We start from the raw sequence: 16,849 nt of genomic DNA on the forward strand, positions 1-16,849 counted from the left end.
ACCGCGCCGGTTGACGCGAATGCCGCCTCCGCAAGAGCTTGACCGTAGCAACGACGGCCAGGACCACACGGTTTTGCCGTACGCACGGCCCGCCATTTCGCCGCAGTTTTTCCAGCCCTGTCGACGGAGCCGGAAACTTACTGGCGAGACGAACCTGACAGCGCCGTCCGTCCGCGCGACGCCTTGGGCTCACGGAGAGCAATCCGCCCTGCCCTTAGCCTCGCGCCCGACGCTGCCGCGTCCACCGCAAGCCCGGCTCGCATATCGTGACGACGTACGATCGCCCCTCTTGGGTGAGCCGGGATGGGCGACACATACGCCGTTTCCGAATTTCGGTAAAGCGGAATGTTTTCGTGACGGGAGATTGACAGCGCGGCGACACAGGCGAGGAGGCGTGGCCAGGAAGACTCCATCCGGCTGCGCGAGAGCTATCCGCCGAAATCCCGTGGGCTGAACGGCAAATCCATTATCTTCCATTCCTCGTATTTGTCGGCCGGCAGCATCTTGTAGGGCTGGCAGGCTTGCAGCGCGCTCATTGCGGACTTCACCAGGGCGACGCCCTTCACGGACGGCGGGGCCTCGATCAAGATCGGCTCGCGCGCCAGCGTTCCGTCGGTGGCGAGCACCGTGCGCAGCTTGATGCGGACGTTGTCGGTCGGCGCGAGGCCAGCCGGCAGCTTGGCGCAGGTTCGCAAGTGGCGACGCAGCTCGGCGATGATTTCGGCCGGCAGCTTGGCTGCGATTGAATCCTTGGCATCGCCGCCATCGTCCTTGGGCGCGTCTTTCGGCAGCTCCGGCGGCAATTCCGGCGGCAGGCCCAGCATGACGCCGTACTTGACGGTGACGTCAGCCTCCGGCGCCTGATAGGCCGGCGGCGGCGCGGCCTCTGGCTGCTGCATCGCTTGTGGCAGTGGCTGCGGTGTTGGGAGCTGCGGCGTCGCCTGAAGTGGCGGTTGCTGCATCGGTTGAGGCTGGGCTTGCGGCGGCGGCTGTTGCGGCTGTGCGTTGGCCTCGCTCGGCTTTGGCGCCTGCGAGGGTTGCGGCTGTGGCTGTTTCTGCTGCGTCGGCTGCTGCGGTTCGGGCGACGCCTGCTGCTGCGATGATTGCGATGCGGCCCGCTGTTTGGCCGCGGACTTCGTCGCCCCGTCCGTCTTGTCGGTGAGATCAAACTTCGGCAGTTTCAGGTCAGGCAGCGGCTCCGGGGGATTCTCCTTGAGCTCTTGCTTGACCTTCTCCTCGGCCTTGGCCTCCTCCTGCTTCACCTGCTCCGGCGTCACGATGCTGACGGAAACCGATTCGGGCGGGCTGGCGTGAAACGGATGGACTTCGCTGATCACGATGATCAGCGCGACCAGCGTCAAATGGGCGATCGCTGACGCTGCAATATCTGTCCGTATGATCTTCCGCAGTTCCATTGCCTGACTTCAGGTTGCCAAGCTGGTCCTAGCATACGGCAGCCCCCTCTCAATCCCATTTTGGCGCGAAGCCGAAATCGGTCAGGCGGCCCCTTGGATTGGCCAGCGCGGCGATTTGGGCCATCTCGTCGTCCGAAAGCTCGAAATCGAAGATCTCGATGTTTTCCGACAGACGCTCGACGCGCGAGGTGCGCGGGATCGCAGCGACATTCTGTTGCACCAACCAACGCAGGCAGACCTGCGCCGGCGTCTTGCGATGGAGACGCCCGATCTCGGCGAGCGTCTGGTCGGTCTTGATCCGCCCCTTGGCGATCGGGCTGTAGGCGACCAGCGCGAGCCCGTGCTGGTCGCAGGCCGCCCTCACCTTCGTCTGGTCGAGATAGGGGTGGTATTCGACCTGGTTGCAAGCCAGCGGCTCCGGTGACAACGCCACCGCCTGCTCGATCAGCGCCACGGTAAAATTGGAGACGCCGATGTGGCGGGTCAGGCCCATGCGCTTGGCATGCGACAGCGCGCCCAGCGTCTCCTCCAGCGGCACGTGCGAATTGGGCCAGTGCAGCAGCAGGAGATCGACGGAGGGAAGCCGCATGCGCGCCAGACTCTCCTTGACCGAGCGTTCGAGGTCGTGGGGCGCGAAATGATTGGTCCAGACCTTTGTCGTCAGGAAGATATCGTCGCGGCGCACGCCGGAGGCGCGCAAGCCATCGCCGACCTCGCGCTCATTGTCGTAGACCTGTGCGGTGTCGATGTGGCGATAGCCGAGCCGCAGCGCCTGCTCGACCACACGGGCGCACATGCGCCCGCTCAGCTCCCAGGTTCCCAGCCCGATCGCCGGTATCCTTGCGCCATTGGTTTCGACGAACAGCATGAGGAATCCTCTCTGTCGCGGTCGCCCAAATCTTCACCCAGGCGTCATTATGAACCCGGCTGGCGAAACTGCCAACGGACGACGCCGGCCGCCGGGCCAGATCTTCAGCGCAATCCTAACGGGAGGTTCGCGCCAAGCCTGTTCTGTCAGGCCTTTTCTGTCAGGCTTTTTTACGTCAAGCCTTGAGCTCAGGCTTTGGCGAGCGCCTGGAACACGGTGTCGGGCGCATGCGCGATCACCGCGAGCAGCGCGCGGGCCGGTCCCCGCGGGGCACGTTTGCCCTGCTCCCAGTTGCGGATGGTCTCGACGGGAACGCCGAGTTTGGCCGCGAACTCCATCTGGGTCAGGCAGGCGCGGCGGCGCAAATCGCGCACAGCGAGCGAGCTGGTGTGGCTTGGCGGATTCTGGATCGTGGGTTGGACCGGACACTCCTGCCCGTCCCGCAACTCGACGATCCGTCCGTCTGCCTTCAGCCGCAACCGCATGCTCATTCCCCCAAGCGCGGACGATGATGCGGCAGGTCGCTTAAGTTCGGATTAAAGATAGCGGCATCGTGCCCCGGACGCAGCGCGCCCGGGACGCGAGATCTACCTCAGCCCAAACCACAAGGTCGCGATGCCGAGGAAGGAGAAGAAGCCGACGACGTCGGTGACCGTGGTCACGAACGTGCCGGAGGCCACGGCCGGGTCGGCCCTGACACGTTCGAGCGCCATCGGGATCAGGATGCCGCCGAGCGCGCCGGCGAAGAGGTTCACGATGATGGCGAGCCCGATAACGATGCCGAGGCCCGGGATCCTGAACCAGGCCACCGCGGCGACGCCCGTGATCACTGCGAAGGCGAGACCGTTGACGAGGCCGACCAGCCCCTCGCGCATCACCACGCGCCAGGCATTGGAGGAGCCGAGCTCGCGCGTCGCCAGCGCGCGCACCGCGACGGTCATGGTCTGGGTCGCGGCATTGCCGCCCTGGCTCGCGACGATCGGCGCCAGCACGGCGAGCGCCACCATCTTCTCGAGCTGGCCTTCGAACAGGCCGAGCACCGAGGAGGCCAGAAAGGCGGTGGCGAGATTGACCAGCAGCCAGTTGAACCGCGCGCGTGCAATGGTGAACACGGTGTCGGACAGCTCTTCGTCGCTGTTGACGCCGCCGAGCGCCTTGAGGTCCTCGTCCGCCTCTTCCTCGATGACGTCCACGACGTCGTCGACGGTGATGACGCCGACGAGGCGATCCTGGGTGTCGAGCACCGGTGCTGCGACGAGATTGTACTTGCCGAACATGCGCGCCACCTCCTCCTGGTCCTCCAGGACGGAGACGCGGCGGCGATCCTCGTCGGTCAGCTCGGCAAGCGCCACCGGGCGGCGGGCGCGCAGCAGCACGTCGAGCGAGACCGCGCCCTGCCAGTGCTGCTCCTTGTCGACGACGTAGATCTCGTAGAAGCGGTCAGGCAGATCCGGCGTCTCGCGCATGTAGTCGATCGCCTGGCCGACGGTGAAATCCTGCGGCACTGCGATGAACTCGGTCTGCATCCGGCGGCCGGCGGAATTTTCCGGATAAAGCAGGCTGCGCTCGAGCGCGACGCGCTCCTTGAGCGGCAGCTTCTCGAGGATCTCCTCCTGCTCGGCCTCGTCGAGGGTTTCCAGCAGCTCGACCGCGTCGTCGGATTCGAGCTCGCGGACACCCTCCGCGACGGTCTCCGGCGGCAGTTCCTCGAGGATCTCCTCGCGCACGCCCTCGTCGAGCTCGTTCAGCGCGGAGAAGTCGAAATCGCGCCCCGTCAACTCGACCAGGCGGACGCGGTCGTCGGGCTCGAGAGCCCCGATCAGATCGCCGAGATCGGCCTCGTGCAGCTCGGCAACGCAGGCACGGAGCGCGGCGCTGTTGCCGGCCTCGATCGCATGGGCAATTTCCGCGACGAATTCGTGACGAATTTCGCCGTCTTCATTGCGCATCGGCACGTGGTCGAGTACCGAATCCGCGGCAGAGGCGGCACCGTCCATATGTTCATCCATGGCGCGCCTCGCCGTTTGACAGGTTGGATCGGGTTGTCTGAGCTGACGGTTCAGGCAATACCCACAAGGCAACTCTGAGCGCAATGACAAAGATGCTTCGACTGAGGTGGACCGCAATGGCGGCAGGCGCAGCCCTCGCCGCCCTCACCGGTATCGCCTCGACCGAAGCCGCCGAGTGCCCGCGCAAGGACACGCTCGGCACCTCCCGCATTCTGAGCGTCGACGCCAAAACCACGCCGCGCGTGGGCCTGAAGAGCTTTCCGCACACGTTGGCCCTGGTCGATCACGAGGTCGTGCTGACCTTCGACGACGGACCGCATCCGCCGACGACGTCGAAGGTGCTGGCCGCGCTGGCGCAGGAGTGCGTGCGCGCGACCTTCTTCCTGATCGGCCTGCACGCCTCCGAACACCCTGACATGGTCAAGCGCATCGCCCGCGAAGGCCACAGCATCGGCCACCACACCTTCTCGCATCCGTTCATGGCGCGGATCCCGTTCGATAAGGCGAAGAGCGAGATCGACCGCGGCATTGCCGCCGACGAGATGGCCCTGCACGGGACGTCGACGACGACACCATCGACGCCGTTCTTCCGGTTTCCCTATTTCGAAGCCACGCAAGCCGGGCTGGACCTGCTCCAGTCCCGCGGCATCGTCGTTTTCGGAGCCGACCTGTGGGCCAGCGACTGGAACGAGATGACGCCGGAGCAGGAATTGAAGCTCGTCACCGAGCGCCTCGCCGCCGCCCGCAAGGGTATCATCCTCTTCCACGATCCCAAGGCGCGCACGGCCGCGATCATGCCGGCCTTCCTGCGGTATCTGAGGGAGAACGGCTATCGGGTGGTTCACGTCGTGCCCGCGGGCACATCACAGAAGAATGCCGACGCGCATTGATGCCCGAATGTCACGCCGGCGCAAAATGGGGTGATTTGGGCCCTATTAACAGTCTGTTCATGCTACGCCATGCAAGTATTAAAGGGTGCTTGTAACGGGATGGGTTCTTGCGCCTGAACCGTTTCCTGATGTCTCCGACCTACTATGGCGGCAATCGCATAAGAGGGCAGACCGGGTTCATGATCGAAAGTAGCGTTGTCGTTCGGACGCGATCGTGGATCGTCCTTTGCCTTGGCAGATTGCTTGGCGGATTGCTTGGTTTGCTGACCATCGGCTCGCCGGCGGCCGTTGCCGCCGACTGCCCCGGCCATCCGGACGCGCTCGGGACCTCCCGCACTCTCATCGTCGATCCGGGCGCGCATCCCCGCATCGGCACCATGCAGTACCGCGAGACGCTGCCGCTGAAGGACCACGAAGTCGTCCTGACCTTCGACGACGGTCCGTTGCCGAAATATTCCAATCAGGTGCTGCAGATCCTCGCCGACGAGTGCATCAAGGCGACCTTCTTCATCATCGGTGAACAGGCCAAGGCCAACCCGGAAGGCGTCCGCAAGCTGGTTGCGGCGGGCCACACCGTCGGCACGCACAGCATGAACCATCCACTGACGTTCGACCGGATGCCGCTCGACAAGGCCGAGACCCAGATCAACGGCGGCATCGAGTGGACCTCGGCGGCGATGAGCGATCCGTCCAAGCTGGCGCCGTTCTTCCGCATTCCCGGCCTGATGCGCGCCGAAGGCGTCGAAAACCTTCTGATCTCGCGCGGCATCCAGGTCTGGAGCGCCGATTTCCCGGCCGACGACTGGCGCCATGTGTCGTCCGATCGCGTCTATCAGCTCGCGATGCAGCGGCTTGAGGCCAAGGGCAAGGGCATTCTGCTGCTGCACGATATCCAGCCGCGCACGGTGGCGGCGCTGCCGAAGATCATCCGCGATTTGAAGGCTCGCGGCTATCGCATCGTGCATGTGGTGCCCGCGACCGCCGACCTGCCGGCGACGCCGACGACGCCGGTGGAATGGCTGCTGCACCCGCCGACCGAGACCACGCCGATCGCGCGCTGGCCGGCCGTGCCCAACTTCGTGTTCGCGCAGACCAAAACGCTTCCGGCCCCCGCGCTGGCAGACCTCAACGCGCGGACCGAGCATCAAGCGCTGCTGCCGCGCAAAACCATGGCGCTCGCCGATGTCGCAGCCACCCTGCCCGTGCCCGGCCGTGATCTCTTTGCGATCCCTGAGGGCTCGGTCGAGGTGCTGCTGTCGACGACCTTGTCGCGGCGCGCCGCGACGCGGCTGGCAATGGCGGCCGAGACGCCTCGCGCCGCCAAGAGCAAGGCCGGCAAGTCGCACGCCCCCCGCACCGCGCGCGCTGCTCATGTCACACCGAAGCATGCAGCAGAGGCCAACGGCACTGCTCCCAAGAGCACTGCCCTCAAGAGCACTGTGCCGCGCCCGACCCGTGTGGCGAGCCTGAAGAAGCGCGCGCCGTAAAGCCCTACTGCCGCATGATGTTGGCGACGCAGAGCAACACGATCAGCGCCAGGAACAACAGGTCCATATAGGACTTGAGCTCGCCGTCGCGCCGCAGCCGCGCGACGTCGACCACGACCTGCTTGCGCGCGCTCGTTCCGCCCGCGCCGTCATTGATCGGGGCCTGAAGGCGCTTGGTCTCGGCTTCCAGCTTCTCGATCTTCTGATAAAAGTAGAACGCCCGCAGCGTCGAGGCTGCGCGCATGCCTGTATAGACCAGCACCAGGATCGCGATGATCGCCCGGTTCTGGTACTTCTCCATGAAGTTCAGACTGAAATAGACCATCGCCATGAATGCGAAGTTGGTCACGAAGCGATAGACGAAGCTTAAAAAGACCATGCGGGCTCAAGCCTTGAAGGTGGCGCAACCGGATCGTGTTGCGAATGCGGGGATCGGGGCCTGACCGGAACAGCCGGCCTGGATACGGTGCAGGCCCGTCTACGCCAATTTTGTTTCAACAAAGATACTATCGCCCCTGCAATTGCCGCCTTTTAGCCACGGCCGGCCATAATGCAAGCCGGAGCACGGCCGTCGGCCGCTCGGCGCCCGCAACGGCTCAATGGAGATTTGGCGAAAGCCGCGATAGACTACCGCCGCCACATGTGGGGTCTGCCGATGCCGAAGAAGGGAATCACCGGCCACGACGACTGGGTTCTGACCGAGGCGCTGGCGACTGCGCTGGTCGCGCTGGAGCAGCTCGAAGCCAAGCACCAGCCGAACGCGCATATGGACGATATCCGCAAGATGCTCTCGAACGGCAAGGAGCCGGCGGCGGTGAGCCTGCACCTCGCCCAGGCCAAATGCCGCCTGTTTCCCGACCTCGATCCGCTGGAGATCTACCGGGAATACGGCATCGGCGAGGAATATGGCTGAGGGCGCCGTTGACCGGCCGAACTAGGGTCCGCCCGCGACCGATCCCGCGATCACCATGACCAGCGCGGCAAGGTCGATCTTGCCGTTGACGATCAACTCCTCCGAGTTTTTCAGAGCGTCGCCGTCCTGGACCTCGAGCGATTGCGGCCGGTTCGCCGCCTGCCGCTGCAGTTCGCCAATGATGGCTTCCTTGAGCTTCTCTTCGAGCATGGCTTCGTCCTCAGGCCGCCATCGCACGGCAGGATTGTGCGCAGGAGCGGCACATGGCGACGCACTCGTCCATGCCGCCGACCCGCTCGCAATCCTCGGCGCATTCGGTGCAGATTTCGGCGCATTCGCCGCAGGTATGCCGGTGATGCGGCGTGTTGATCAGCATGAAATGCGCCGCCGTCCGGCACATTTCGGCGCACGCCATCATCAGGCGGAAATGCTTGGGCTCGACGTGCCTGCCGCCGGTTTCGAGGCAGCGATTCATCGCCGTGCCGAGGCAGGTCTGGTAGCAGCTCATGCAGAGCGCGATGCAGCGCGTCATGTCTTCGGATTGAGCCATCCGTTTTCTCCAGTTGCGCGTCACCCAGCCCGCCGCACCACCAAGACCAGGCAACGCCCTTCGTTCCCGGTTCCGGTGAATTGACACCGGAGAAACCCTGCAGGGCCGCGCGCTAGCCGTACCGTCTCGCGCGCACCGCCCGGTAGCGGACGTCGGTCTGCGGCTTGACGAAGAGCGCCGCCACGCTCGGATGGCGTTTGCGGATCTCGGTCTCGATCGAAATGACGCATTTCTCGATGTCGTCGGCGCGCTTGTCATCCGCAAACTCGATGCTCAAGGCGGCCACGATTTCGACCGGCGACAGCTGCACCGTCAGTAGACCGTTGGCCCGGAGCACGCCGGGTGAGCGCCTGGCGATGTCGAGGACGGACCGCGCAAGCTCCGGATCGGCCGGCTCGCCGATCAGCAGGCTCTTGCTCTCGCGGGCAAGGCCAATAGACACAATCGCCAGCAACAATCCGATCAGGATCGAACCGATCCCGTCCCAGGCCGGCTCGTCCAGCCAAACGGCGGCCGCAACGGCTGCGGCGGCAATGACGATGCCGATCAAAGCCGCGCTGTCCTCGAGCAGCACCATGAAGGCCGGAGGATCCTTGCTGCGCACGAAGGCCTGATAATATCCAAATCGCCGCCCATCCGCGCTGAAGCGCCGCAAAGCAACCAGCCAGGAGCCGCCTTCGAACAGGAACGACAGCCCGAGCACCACGAAGCTGACCATGGGATTTTCGATCGGCTTGGGAGCAGCGACGTGCAGAATGCCCTGATAGAGCGAGACGCCGGCACCCAGCGCGAAGATGAGCAGCGCAACGATGAAGCTCCAGAAATACAGCTCGCGTCCATAACCGAGCGGATGGGATTCGTCCGGCGGACGGCTCGCGCGCCGGTAGCCGTAGAGCAGCAGGATCTCGTTGGTCGTGTCGACGAGCGAATGCACCGCTTCGCTCGTCATGGCCGAGCTTCCCGTCCAGGCCGCGGCGCCGATCTTCGTGACCGCGACGAGGACGTTGCCGAGCAGGGCCGCATAGACCGAGGTCTTCGAGGACAATTCTGCCGCTATGTCTGCCAATGTCCCGATACCCCGCTCCTCATGCCAGCCGCCGCGGCAGGCCGTGGTGGATCGTGCAGGCGGCGAGCGCGGCGTGGCCGAACGCGACCGAGATCTGGTGCAGGTCGGTGACGACGTCGCCGATCCCGTAGAGCCCGTCGACCGAGGTGCGCTGATGGTCGTCGACTTTCAGGTACCCCTCCGCGGTATGTTCGGCGCCCAGCGTCATCGCGAGATGCGATCGCACCTGCGCACCCATCGCGGGGTAGACGATCTCGAATTGCGCCGTCCGGCCGTCGGCGAAGACGGCTTCGACTCCGTTGTCTTTTCGCCTCAGACGCAGGCCGGGCGCGACGACGACCTCGACGCCCGCGTCGGCCAGCTCCGACGCTGCGGCGTTTCCGTCATCCTCGCCCGTTGCGAGCAGCGTCACGTCGCGCGAGTAGCCGCGCATGAACAGCGCCTTGCCGGCGGCACCGTGAAGCGGGCCAACGATTCCGATGCGACGGCCGATCGCCTCGAAGGCGTCGCAGACGGGACAGTAGCGCAACAGCCCGTCCGCGACCGCGGCGCGCCATTCGTCGAACGGCGGATGGGTGTCGACGATGCCGCAAGCAAGGATAACGGTGGCAGCCTCATGCGCGCTGCCGTTCCAGATCGCCTGAAAACCCTGCTCGCACCGCCGCAAGGCGGTGACCTCGGCATCGTCGCGCGTGACGGCGAGCTCGCCCAGTTGCGCGGACATGCGCGCGAGCAGGTCGTTGCCGGACAAGCCGTGGACGAAGCCCGGCACATTGTGACTGCGCGGGATCAGCGCCGCCCGGCTCGCGCCTGCATCCACGACGCAGACGCGGCGGCGGAATCGCGCAAGGTAGATCGCGGCCATCAGCCCGGCGGGGCCGCCGCCGACGATCAGGCAATCATACGACTGATCAGCCCCGGTCATTTGGGATTTGGATCGGAAAGGCCCGCACCGGGCTGCCGAAGGTGTCCGCTCCGCGCCAACCGGACCGCGTTGCCCAGTGCGCGCGCGGCGTTCTGCACCTCTTTCTGGAATGCGCTGTCGTCATCGAGATCGCGGTGCGAGGTGGCGTATGGCTCCATGTAGCCGACATAGCCATCGAGCTCGGCGTGGCGGCCGGCCGAGACCAGCTGCATGTCGGTCAACCAATCCGACAGGGCCCTGCGCACGCCCTCGGCACCGACCGCATCGCCGTGAACGACGAGACCGAAATGACGGCCGGCGAGATGGCGCGGATAGGACCAGCCCCTCAGCTCCATCGCCTTCGCCTCGGCGGCCTTCTTGCCGTGGGTCGAGGTGGGATCGGGATTGCCGCCGTCGGCGCAGACCATGCGGTCCATCATCGCCTTGAGCCCGGCGGGCACGTGATACCAGTTCACCGGCGTCACGATCAGGATGCCACGGGCCGCGACCCACAGCGGATAGATGTCGTTCATCCAGTCGCCGGTCTGCCCCAGCGAATAGTTCGGATAGCAGCTGCACGGCCAGTGGCAGAGCGGCATCGCGGTTCCGACGCAGGACTTGCAGGGATGGATATGCTTGCCGAACTCCGACGCCAGGCGCGACAGATCGAGGATGTCGACGGCAAACCCCATCTCGATGAAAACGGGCTCGGCGAGCTCGACCAGACGCCAAGTCTTGGACATCTCGCCGGGACAGGTGTGCTCGCTGCGGGCCGAGCCGTTGATGATGAGGATGCGCGGTGCCTCGTCCGCATCGTCATGGCGTCGCTGCGCAGCCAGGATTTTCGCGCGAGCATCGAGCCAGTCGATGGCGATGTCGTAGTCGGGATCGGAGAATCCGGCGCCCGCCTTTCGCGTCAGCGGGGCCTTGCGCGAATGGCTATAGGCATCCCAGGCAGCGCCGACGATGGCTTCGAGCTCGCGCTGGAGCGGTGCGAAGACGGGATCGACGAAGCCGCTCCTGTAGCGGCGCTCGAAAGCCTCGCGCGAGAGCTTGACGGGCGGCATCCCCTTGCGAACGTCGGCTTCCGTCATGCTGGCTCCTCGCGGGTCGATACAGTCCGACCAACCCGGGGCGCAGCGCGGGGTTCCTCGTCGCTCTACTGGCGAACAACTTCCGGCGGCACATCGAATTGCGCGATGCGCTGATTCAGCCGCCACAGTTCGATGCGGTGCACCAGCACGAGCGAGGCGGCCTCGCGCTTGGCCTGCTCATCATCGTCGCAGACCAGATTGATGCATCCGAACACATGCCCGTCCGGATCGATCTGGAACGCGCGGTAATGCTTGATGCTCCGCACGTTACGGTCCTCGTCTCGGGTAGACGGGTTCGGTCAGCCAGTCCGTCAGATTCGAGGTCACCTCGTTTTGTTTGGCGCGCCGAAGCAGCATGTCGCGCTCCTTGCCGGGCGGCAGGCTGCGCGCGCGCTCGCGAGCGGTTTCGGCAAATGCCGCTAATCGCTCTTGGAGCGATTGGGTCTGTTTCCTGCGGTTGCGTTTGGCGGTCATTGTACTTTCACAAAGCCCTTTGGATGGAAGGAAATTGGCCCCGGCGGGAGGTCTGGCGCCGGGGCCCAGGTTTCCATGCCGGTTTGGGGGCGGCCCAGCCCGGCAGCGTTCGAAGCTTCGGCCGCAACGGCAGGTTCCAGCATTTCAATAAGTTAACGGTGCGTGATTTTGCTGGTGCGAAGGACAGCGCCCGAGCAGCGCTGGATGCGTGCAGTCGGGCGCCATCCCGACGCGTGCTGCACGTTAGCTATCGGCGGTTCTATTTCGGCGGCACAAGTTTGGGGGGGCCTGCTCTTCGCGGTTATCGCGAAGAGCCTTGAGCTCCGCACGCAGCATCGCGCTTTCCATCACCACTCGGCGCACCTCGCGCGTGGCATTATCAAGCTGATCCGCGACCGCTCTGTGCTGCGCCCGGAGGGCGCGGCTCGCTTCGATCGCGCGCTCAGCGCGGGCAAGCAGGACGTCATTCATGGAGCCAGAGTATAAAAGCTTCGCGACGACAGCGCCTTTACGTAAGTTACGTAAGTTACTCAAAACCAGTGATCCGCTCAAAAACATCCGCGAACGCTAACTTGGATCAAGTATCTCGGAACCCGTCGACCGTCTTCGGCAGAGGATCGGCGTGCCGTTTCCAAGCGAGAGAGCGCTCAGCCCCGCCGATAGAGTTGCAGATAGCTCGGCGAGAACAGCGCCGCGTCCTTGAGCGCATCGAGATCGGTGATGGTCAGCGTGCGATCGCGCAGCACGATCAGGCCGGAGGCACGCAGCTCCTGAACCGTGCGGTTGAGATGGACCACCGACAGCCCGGTGGCGTCCGCAAGATCCATTTGCGTCACCGGCATCACGCAGGAATTGCCGTCGACCATGCCGACCGGACGCAGCCGCTCGATAATCTCACAGAACAGATGGGCCACGCGTTCGAACGCCACCCGGCGGCCGAGATTGATGGCCCATTCGCGCTGGATGGCGTTGTTGACGAGGGTCTCGCACCAGAACGCTTCCGCCAACGCGCGGTCGCCCGCCACCAGACCCTCGAACCGCGCGCGCTTGATTTCGGTGTAGACCACCGCAGTCATCGCCGCGATGGAATGATCCATCACCGACAGCAGGAACGCATGCGCGTCGCAACTTTCGCCGGGAAAGAGAAAGTTGACGATCTGGCGCCGACCGTCCTCGAGCGTCTTGTAGCGGCAGAGCCACCCCGACAGCACGAGGCGGACACTGTCGACCGGATCTCCCTCCGAGATCAGATCCTCGCCCGACTCTGCGCGCTGGATTCCCTCGAGCATGGCGTATTCGAGCGAGGTGCGCGCCTCCGTCGAGAGGGGCCTCAGCACGTTCAGCCGGCGAATGACCGGCTCCACCAGACTGCGATCTAGCGTCGACAAGGGCATTAGCTGGCCACCGCCGGTGTATGGAACGCCCGTTTACTGAGGGGAATGGTGATCGTGCATTCCACACCCCTCGGATTGAATGCCATCGTGGTCTGCCCCTTGAACTCGAACGCGAGTGTGCGCTCCAGGAGCTCCGTCCCAAATCCTTTGTGCGGCGGCGGCGCAACCGGCGGCCCGCCGCGCTCCCGCCACTCGAACACCAGCTCCGCCGGCTCGGTGCCCTGCTCAATGCGCCAGGAAATCTCGATGCGACCTATCGGCCGGCTCAGGGCACCGTATTTCAGCGCGTTGGTCGCGAGCTCGTGGATGGCAAGCGCGAACGTCTCCGCTGCCTTCGAGTGAAAACGCACCGTGGGACCGCTGACACGCACCTGCTCGCCTTCCCTGGCATTATAGGCCAGCAGCTCCTCGACGGCGAGGTATTCGAGATCAACTCCGCCTTCGGGATCGCGGGTCACCAGCGCCTGGGTACGGGCGAATGCGTTGAGCCGGCCATCGAGATGGGAAGCAAACTCCTCGACCGTCGAGCTCGTATCGGCCGTGCGACGGGCGATCGAGCGCACCACGCCGAGCGTGTTGCGGACCCGATGCTGGAGCTCGGCCAGCAGCAGGCGCTGCCGCTCCTCGGCGCGGGTAATGGCTGTGATGTCGACGAAGGTGATGACGACCCCGGCGATGAAATTGTCGATGCTGCGATAGGGCAGGATGCGCACGATGTAGCGCGTGCCGCCGTCCGGGTCCCTCAGCTCGCGCTCGGCGATCGCGAGTGTGCGCAGCACCCCGCGGATGTCGTCATAGAGCTCCTCGATCGGGATGCGCGCCTTGATGTGGGCGATGGGGCGGCCCGTGTCGGTTTCGACGAGATGCAGAACCTGCGTGATCGCCGGCGTGAAGTTCATCACGCGCAGATCGTTGTCGAGGAACACGGTCGCGATCTGGGTGCTCTCCAGGAAATTCTCGAGGTCGCTGGTGGCGCGCGTCAATTCCTGGACGCGGTGGGCCAGCTCGCCGTTGACAGTGGTCAGTTCCTCGTTCACCGACTGCAATTCCTCGCGCGAGGTTTCGAGCTCTTCGTTCGCGGACTGAAGCTCTTCGTTGAGCGACTGGTACTCCTCGTTCGAGGACTTCAGCTCCTCATTGGTGCTTTCGAGCTCCTCGATGGTCGCCTGAAGGCGCTCGCGCGTCGCCCTCAGCTCGCCTTCGATACGCTCGACATGCTCGGTCTGCACCAGCGCATTGGAATTGCCCTCGTCGGCATCCATGACGCGCACCGGGCCGTCCTTGAACAGGACGACGAAATTGCGCTGGCCGCTGCCGCCATCCTGGATCGGCTCCACCGTGATATCGACGAGAACGCGATGGCCGTTGGCGCCGAGTTGCACCTGCTCGACATGTGCGGGCTCGTTGGTCTCCGTCGCGCGGTTGAGCACCGCGCGCAGCTCCAGGCGGAGATCGCGATGGACAAGTTGGAGCAGGTCGAGCGTGGCGGCGCCTGCCGTCGGCTCGATAAAGCGGCCGGTGCGCCCGGAAAAATGCAGGACCTGAAAGTTGCTGTCCGTAATGACATAGGCGGGCGAGTAGCGTTCCGCGACCCGCTGCGCGCGCCGCTCGAGCCCGACGTCGGGGCGGAACGAGCGCGACGGCGGTACCTCGGCGGGCGCCCTGCCCGCGGCGGTCGTGATTGGAAATTCCGGCGGCAGCCGCGTTCCGGTCTCGAGCTTCTTGAAGATGCGGGCGCGGCGGTCGATCGGCACGAACAGTTTTGGATGCCGCGTCACGTTCTCGGAATTGCCGAGGAACAGGAAGCGATCCGGCAGAAGCGCGAAATGGAATAGCGGGATCACCCGGTTCTGCAGTTCGGCATTGAGATAGATCAGCAGGTTGCGGCAGGAGACGAGATCGAGCTTGGAGAACGGTGCGTCCTTGATCACGTTATGCTGCGAGAAGATGCACATTTCGCGCAGCTCCTTGACCACGCAATAGGTGTCACCCTCGCGCACGAACCAGCGCGCCAGCCGCTCGCTGGTCATCTCCGCCTCGATCTTGGTGCGGTAACGGCCGACGCGCGCGGTCGCCAGCGCCCGTCCGTCGATGTCGGTAGCGAAGATCTGAACCTGCGGCGCGGAGTCCATTTTGGCCATGTGCTCGCGCAGGAGAATACCGATCGAATAGGCCTCCTCTCCAGTGGCGCAGCCGAGCACCCAGACGCGAACCTGCTGGCCCGCGCTCTTGCCTTCGAAGATCTTCGGGACGATCTGGCTCTCCAGCACCTCGAATTCGCGCTTGTCGCGGAAGAATTCGGTGACGCCGATCAAGAGATCGTTGAAGAGGTGCTGCACCTCGTCCTGGTCGTTGCGCAGGAAATCGACATAGGCGGAAATATCGGCGATCTGAACCACCTGCATGCGTCGCTGCACGCGGCGCAGAAAGGTATTCTGCTTGTAGCCGTGGAAATCATTGCCGGTCTTGCTGCGCAGGATGTCGGCAATGCGCGACAGCGAGGTCGCCGCAGCGGCCAAGACCTCATCGAACCCCTGCTTCTCTTCCAGCCGCCGCAGATGACGGGCATAGACCTGGATGTGCTCGGCGATCTCTTCCGCGGTCAGCACGTAGTCGGCGATCGCTGCCGGCGTGTTGGCGTCCTTCAGATGATCAGCCTCGTCACTGGCGCCCTTTTCAGCGATGGCGAGACCACCGTGATCCTTCAGCGTCGCGGTACCCAGCGTGCCATCGCCGCCGATGCCTGACAGGATCACGCCGATCGATTGCTCGGCGCGTTCTTCAGCCAGCGACACCAGGAAGCTGTCGATGGTGGCCCGCTCGCCCGGCGCCTGCTCGGCCTCTCGGACTGCGAAGCGCCCGCCACGGATGGTGGTGATCATCGCCGGCGGGCATAGGTAGATCGTGCCGCCCTCGATGGTCTGGCCGTCGCTGACGTCGGCGATCTTGCCGCCGTTGGAATTTCGCACGATCTGGCGCAGCCGCGGCTCGTCGAGCGTCTCATGATGTTGAAGCGCCAGCACGACGGCTTGGTCGGCGCCTAGGGTCAGCTTGGCAAAGAAGCGCTCGATGCTATCCAGGGCTGTCGGCGGGGCGCCCACGCCGATGATCAGCGGGGATCTGATCTGGCGCTCTCTTTCGACCGGCTGGTCGCCGATTTCATGCATGGTCTCGGTAGCTCTCATTCAGTGACGGGGACCAGCGGACGCCCGCTCGCCGCAAATAACAGAATTGATGTTATCCCAACAGGAGAAAGGCGGAAACGTCGCGCTGCGTTCCATACAGCGAGCATCGTTGTCAATTCCCGACCAAAGGCCCATAGTTACGTGCGGCAGGAGCCCCGTGATGCAGACGTCCGTAGACCTTGCGACCCTGATCAGACGGGCCGAGGACGCCATCGCGACCGCGCGCCGGCTGCTCCGCGAGAACGATCGTTTGCGCCGCAACGCCGAGCGGCAACTCGACTTCATGTATGAGCTCGGCGCAGATTTCGGGCGGCCTGCCGCCCGGATCACTCCGGACCGACTTGCTGCCGAAGATAGGCAATCCGCTGCTCGATCAGGACGCGATGGCGCAGCCATTCGGTCAGGGTCTGCTTCAGGGCCTCCGCCAACCGTTCCGCCTGGGCCGCCTCATGGCTGCCGGCACTGAGTTGACGGATCCGATCCTCCTGGTCTCGGATGCGCTGCCAACCCTCTTCAATATCCTGATCGGCCTTGATCAGATGGCGGCGCTCGGTGTCGAGCTGCTCGGTCCATTCGGCGAGAGAAATGTTCATGGCGACC

Annotated in this window: 19 protein-coding genes; 4 read left to right on the plus strand and 15 right to left on the minus strand. The window is 64.7% G+C overall.

The genetic code is table 11. The features are described from left to right. Window positions 1-428: 428 nt before the first annotated feature. The 4 genes from IVA88_RS11490 to mgtE all read right to left on the minus strand — a co-directional run bounded on the left by IVA88_RS11490 (window position 429) and on the right by mgtE (window position 4,292). Window positions 429-1,415: a hypothetical protein gene (locus IVA88_RS11490; RefSeq protein WP_247497402.1), complete on the minus strand. Its 987-nt coding sequence runs from the start codon at window positions 1,413-1,415 to the stop codon at window positions 429-431. Window positions 1,416-1,464: 49 nt separating this feature from the next. After that, the gene (locus IVA88_RS11495; protein ID WP_247497403.1) at window positions 1,465-2,283 is read right to left on the minus strand and encodes an aldo/keto reductase; all 819 of its coding nucleotides are present in this window, start codon (window positions 2,281-2,283) and stop codon (window positions 1,465-1,467) included. 188 nt (window positions 2,284-2,471) lie between these two features. After that, window positions 2,472-2,774, minus strand: a complete 303-nt coding sequence (locus IVA88_RS11500) for a helix-turn-helix domain-containing protein (RefSeq protein ID WP_247497404.1) — start codon at window positions 2,772-2,774, stop codon at window positions 2,472-2,474. Between the two features lie 96 nt (window positions 2,775-2,870). Next, window positions 2,871-4,292, minus strand: coding sequence for a magnesium transporter (gene mgtE / locus IVA88_RS11505; protein ID WP_247497405.1), 1,422 nt, complete (start codon window positions 4,290-4,292; stop codon window positions 2,871-2,873). Window positions 4,293-4,408: 116 nt separating this feature from the next. Here mgtE and IVA88_RS11510 point away from each other — a divergent pair, with 116 nt between their 5' ends. Together IVA88_RS11510 and IVA88_RS11515 are read left to right on the plus strand one after the other, a co-directional pair. Beyond that, on the plus strand, window positions 4,409-5,182 hold the full coding sequence (locus IVA88_RS11510) for a polysaccharide deacetylase family protein (protein WP_247497406.1): 774 nt from the start codon (window positions 4,409-4,411) through the stop codon (window positions 5,180-5,182). A 179-nt stretch (window positions 5,183-5,361) separates the two neighbouring features. Then, the gene (locus tag IVA88_RS11515; RefSeq protein ID WP_247498001.1) at window positions 5,362-6,669 is read left to right on the plus strand and encodes a polysaccharide deacetylase family protein; all 1,308 of its coding nucleotides are present in this window, start codon (window positions 5,362-5,364) and stop codon (window positions 6,667-6,669) included. A gap of 4 nt (window positions 6,670-6,673) precedes the next feature. Here IVA88_RS11515 and IVA88_RS11520 read toward each other — a convergent pair whose 3' ends face one another. Further along, the gene (locus IVA88_RS11520) at window positions 6,674-7,048 is read right to left on the minus strand and encodes a hypothetical protein (protein ID WP_247497407.1); all 375 of its coding nucleotides are present in this window, start codon (window positions 7,046-7,048) and stop codon (window positions 6,674-6,676) included. A 276-nt stretch (window positions 7,049-7,324) separates the two neighbouring features. On the opposite strand from IVA88_RS11520, the gene IVA88_RS11525 reads away from it, so the two are divergent. Next, window positions 7,325-7,582 carry a hypothetical protein gene (locus IVA88_RS11525; protein WP_247497408.1) on the plus strand — a complete coding sequence of 86 codons (258 nt, stop codon included), beginning with the start codon at window positions 7,325-7,327 and terminating at the stop codon, window positions 7,580-7,582. Between the two features lie 21 nt (window positions 7,583-7,603). On the opposite strand, the gene IVA88_RS11530 is transcribed toward IVA88_RS11525, so the two are convergent. The 7 genes from IVA88_RS11530 to IVA88_RS11560 form a co-directional block, all read right to left on the minus strand. Then, entirely contained in the window at window positions 7,604-7,792 is a 189-nt protein-coding gene (locus IVA88_RS11530) for a hypothetical protein (protein ID WP_247497409.1), read from the minus strand. Window positions 7,793-7,802: 10 nt separating this feature from the next. Further along, on the minus strand, window positions 7,803-8,132 hold the full coding sequence (locus IVA88_RS11535) for a four-helix bundle copper-binding protein (protein WP_247497410.1): 330 nt from the start codon (window positions 8,130-8,132) through the stop codon (window positions 7,803-7,805). A 112-nt stretch (window positions 8,133-8,244) separates the two neighbouring features. After that, window positions 8,245-9,189 carry a cation diffusion facilitator family transporter gene (locus IVA88_RS11540; RefSeq protein WP_247498002.1) on the minus strand — a complete coding sequence of 315 codons (945 nt, stop codon included), beginning with the start codon at window positions 9,187-9,189 and terminating at the stop codon, window positions 8,245-8,247. 28 nt (window positions 9,190-9,217) lie between these two features. Beyond that, entirely contained in the window at window positions 9,218-10,123 is a 906-nt protein-coding gene (locus tag IVA88_RS11545; RefSeq protein WP_247497411.1) for an NAD(P)/FAD-dependent oxidoreductase, read from the minus strand. Further along, window positions 10,120-11,196 (minus strand): flavodoxin family protein, encoded by a 1,077-nt coding sequence (locus IVA88_RS11550; RefSeq protein ID WP_247497412.1) that lies wholly within the window; start codon window positions 11,194-11,196, stop codon window positions 10,120-10,122. Before IVA88_RS11550 ends, IVA88_RS11545 begins: the two co-directional genes overlap by 4 nt. A 65-nt stretch (window positions 11,197-11,261) precedes the next feature. After that, window positions 11,262-11,462, minus strand: a complete 201-nt coding sequence (locus IVA88_RS11555; protein WP_247497413.1) for a hypothetical protein — start codon at window positions 11,460-11,462, stop codon at window positions 11,262-11,264. A 1-nt stretch (window position 11,463) separates the two neighbouring features. Further along, window positions 11,464-11,670, minus strand: a complete 207-nt coding sequence (locus tag IVA88_RS11560; protein WP_247497414.1) for a hypothetical protein — start codon at window positions 11,668-11,670, stop codon at window positions 11,464-11,466. Between the two features lie 162 nt (window positions 11,671-11,832). Here IVA88_RS11560 and IVA88_RS11565 point away from each other — a divergent pair, with 162 nt between their 5' ends. Further along, window positions 11,833-12,156, plus strand: a complete 324-nt coding sequence (locus tag IVA88_RS11565; RefSeq protein ID WP_247497415.1) for a hypothetical protein — start codon at window positions 11,833-11,835, stop codon at window positions 12,154-12,156. A gap of 161 nt (window positions 12,157-12,317) precedes the next feature. Here IVA88_RS11565 and IVA88_RS11570 read toward each other — a convergent pair whose 3' ends face one another. The 3 genes from IVA88_RS11570 to IVA88_RS11580 form a co-directional block, all read right to left on the minus strand. Continuing rightward, window positions 12,318-13,064, minus strand: a complete 747-nt coding sequence (locus IVA88_RS11570; protein ID WP_247497416.1) for a Crp/Fnr family transcriptional regulator — start codon at window positions 13,062-13,064, stop codon at window positions 12,318-12,320. After that, window positions 13,064-16,231 carry a CheR family methyltransferase gene (locus IVA88_RS11575; RefSeq protein ID WP_247497417.1) on the minus strand — a complete coding sequence of 1,056 codons (3,168 nt, stop codon included), beginning with the start codon at window positions 16,229-16,231 and terminating at the stop codon, window positions 13,064-13,066. The genes IVA88_RS11570 and IVA88_RS11575 overlap by 1 nt, the downstream gene beginning before the upstream one ends. A 344-nt stretch (window positions 16,232-16,575) precedes the next feature. Further along, the gene (locus IVA88_RS11580; protein WP_247497418.1) at window positions 16,576-16,842 is read right to left on the minus strand and encodes a hypothetical protein; all 267 of its coding nucleotides are present in this window, start codon (window positions 16,840-16,842) and stop codon (window positions 16,576-16,578) included. Window positions 16,843-16,849: the final 7 nt, after the last annotated feature.

The organism is Bradyrhizobium sp. 149 (assembly GCF_023073915.1).
In the GTDB taxonomy this organism is placed as follows: domain Bacteria; phylum Pseudomonadota; class Alphaproteobacteria; order Rhizobiales; family Xanthobacteraceae; genus Bradyrhizobium.

What these genes read in the sequence shown, in the direction of transcription:
- IVA88_RS11490 (WP_247497402.1), bottom strand. Translation starts at nt 1,415, where the DNA reads ATGGAACTGCGGAAGATCATACGGACAGATATTGCAGCGTCAGCGATC.
- IVA88_RS11495 (WP_247497403.1), bottom strand. Translation starts at nt 2,283, where the DNA reads ATGCTGTTCGTCGAAACCAATGGCGCAAGGATACCGGCGATCGGGCTG.
- IVA88_RS11500 (WP_247497404.1), bottom strand. Translation starts at nt 2,774, where the DNA reads ATGAGCATGCGGTTGCGGCTGAAGGCAGACGGACGGATCGTCGAGTTG.
- mgtE (WP_247497405.1), bottom strand. Translation starts at nt 4,292, where the DNA reads ATGGATGAACATATGGACGGTGCCGCCTCTGCCGCGGATTCGGTACTC.
- IVA88_RS11510 (WP_247497406.1), top strand. Translation starts at nt 4,409, where the DNA reads ATGGCGGCAGGCGCAGCCCTCGCCGCCCTCACCGGTATCGCCTCGACC.
- IVA88_RS11515 (WP_247498001.1), top strand. Translation starts at nt 5,362, where the DNA reads ATGATCGAAAGTAGCGTTGTCGTTCGGACGCGATCGTGGATCGTCCTT.
- IVA88_RS11520 (WP_247497407.1), bottom strand. Translation starts at nt 7,048, where the DNA reads ATGGTCTTTTTAAGCTTCGTCTATCGCTTCGTGACCAACTTCGCATTC.
- IVA88_RS11525 (WP_247497408.1), top strand. Translation starts at nt 7,325, where the DNA reads ATGCCGAAGAAGGGAATCACCGGCCACGACGACTGGGTTCTGACCGAG.
- IVA88_RS11530 (WP_247497409.1), bottom strand. Translation starts at nt 7,792, where the DNA reads ATGCTCGAAGAGAAGCTCAAGGAAGCCATCATTGGCGAACTGCAGCGG.
- IVA88_RS11535 (WP_247497410.1), bottom strand. Translation starts at nt 8,132, where the DNA reads ATGGCTCAATCCGAAGACATGACGCGCTGCATCGCGCTCTGCATGAGC.
- IVA88_RS11545 (WP_247497411.1), bottom strand. Translation starts at nt 10,123, where the DNA reads ATGACCGGGGCTGATCAGTCGTATGATTGCCTGATCGTCGGCGGCGGC.
- IVA88_RS11550 (WP_247497412.1), bottom strand. Translation starts at nt 11,196, where the DNA reads ATGACGGAAGCCGACGTTCGCAAGGGGATGCCGCCCGTCAAGCTCTCG.
- IVA88_RS11560 (WP_247497414.1), bottom strand. Translation starts at nt 11,670, where the DNA reads ATGACCGCCAAACGCAACCGCAGGAAACAGACCCAATCGCTCCAAGAG.
- IVA88_RS11570 (WP_247497416.1), bottom strand. Translation starts at nt 13,064, where the DNA reads ATGCCCTTGTCGACGCTAGATCGCAGTCTGGTGGAGCCGGTCATTCGC.
- IVA88_RS11575 (WP_247497417.1), bottom strand. Translation starts at nt 16,231, where the DNA reads ATGCATGAAATCGGCGACCAGCCGGTCGAAAGAGAGCGCCAGATCAGA.
- IVA88_RS11580 (WP_247497418.1), bottom strand. Translation starts at nt 16,842, where the DNA reads ATGAACATTTCTCTCGCCGAATGGACCGAGCAGCTCGACACCGAGCGC.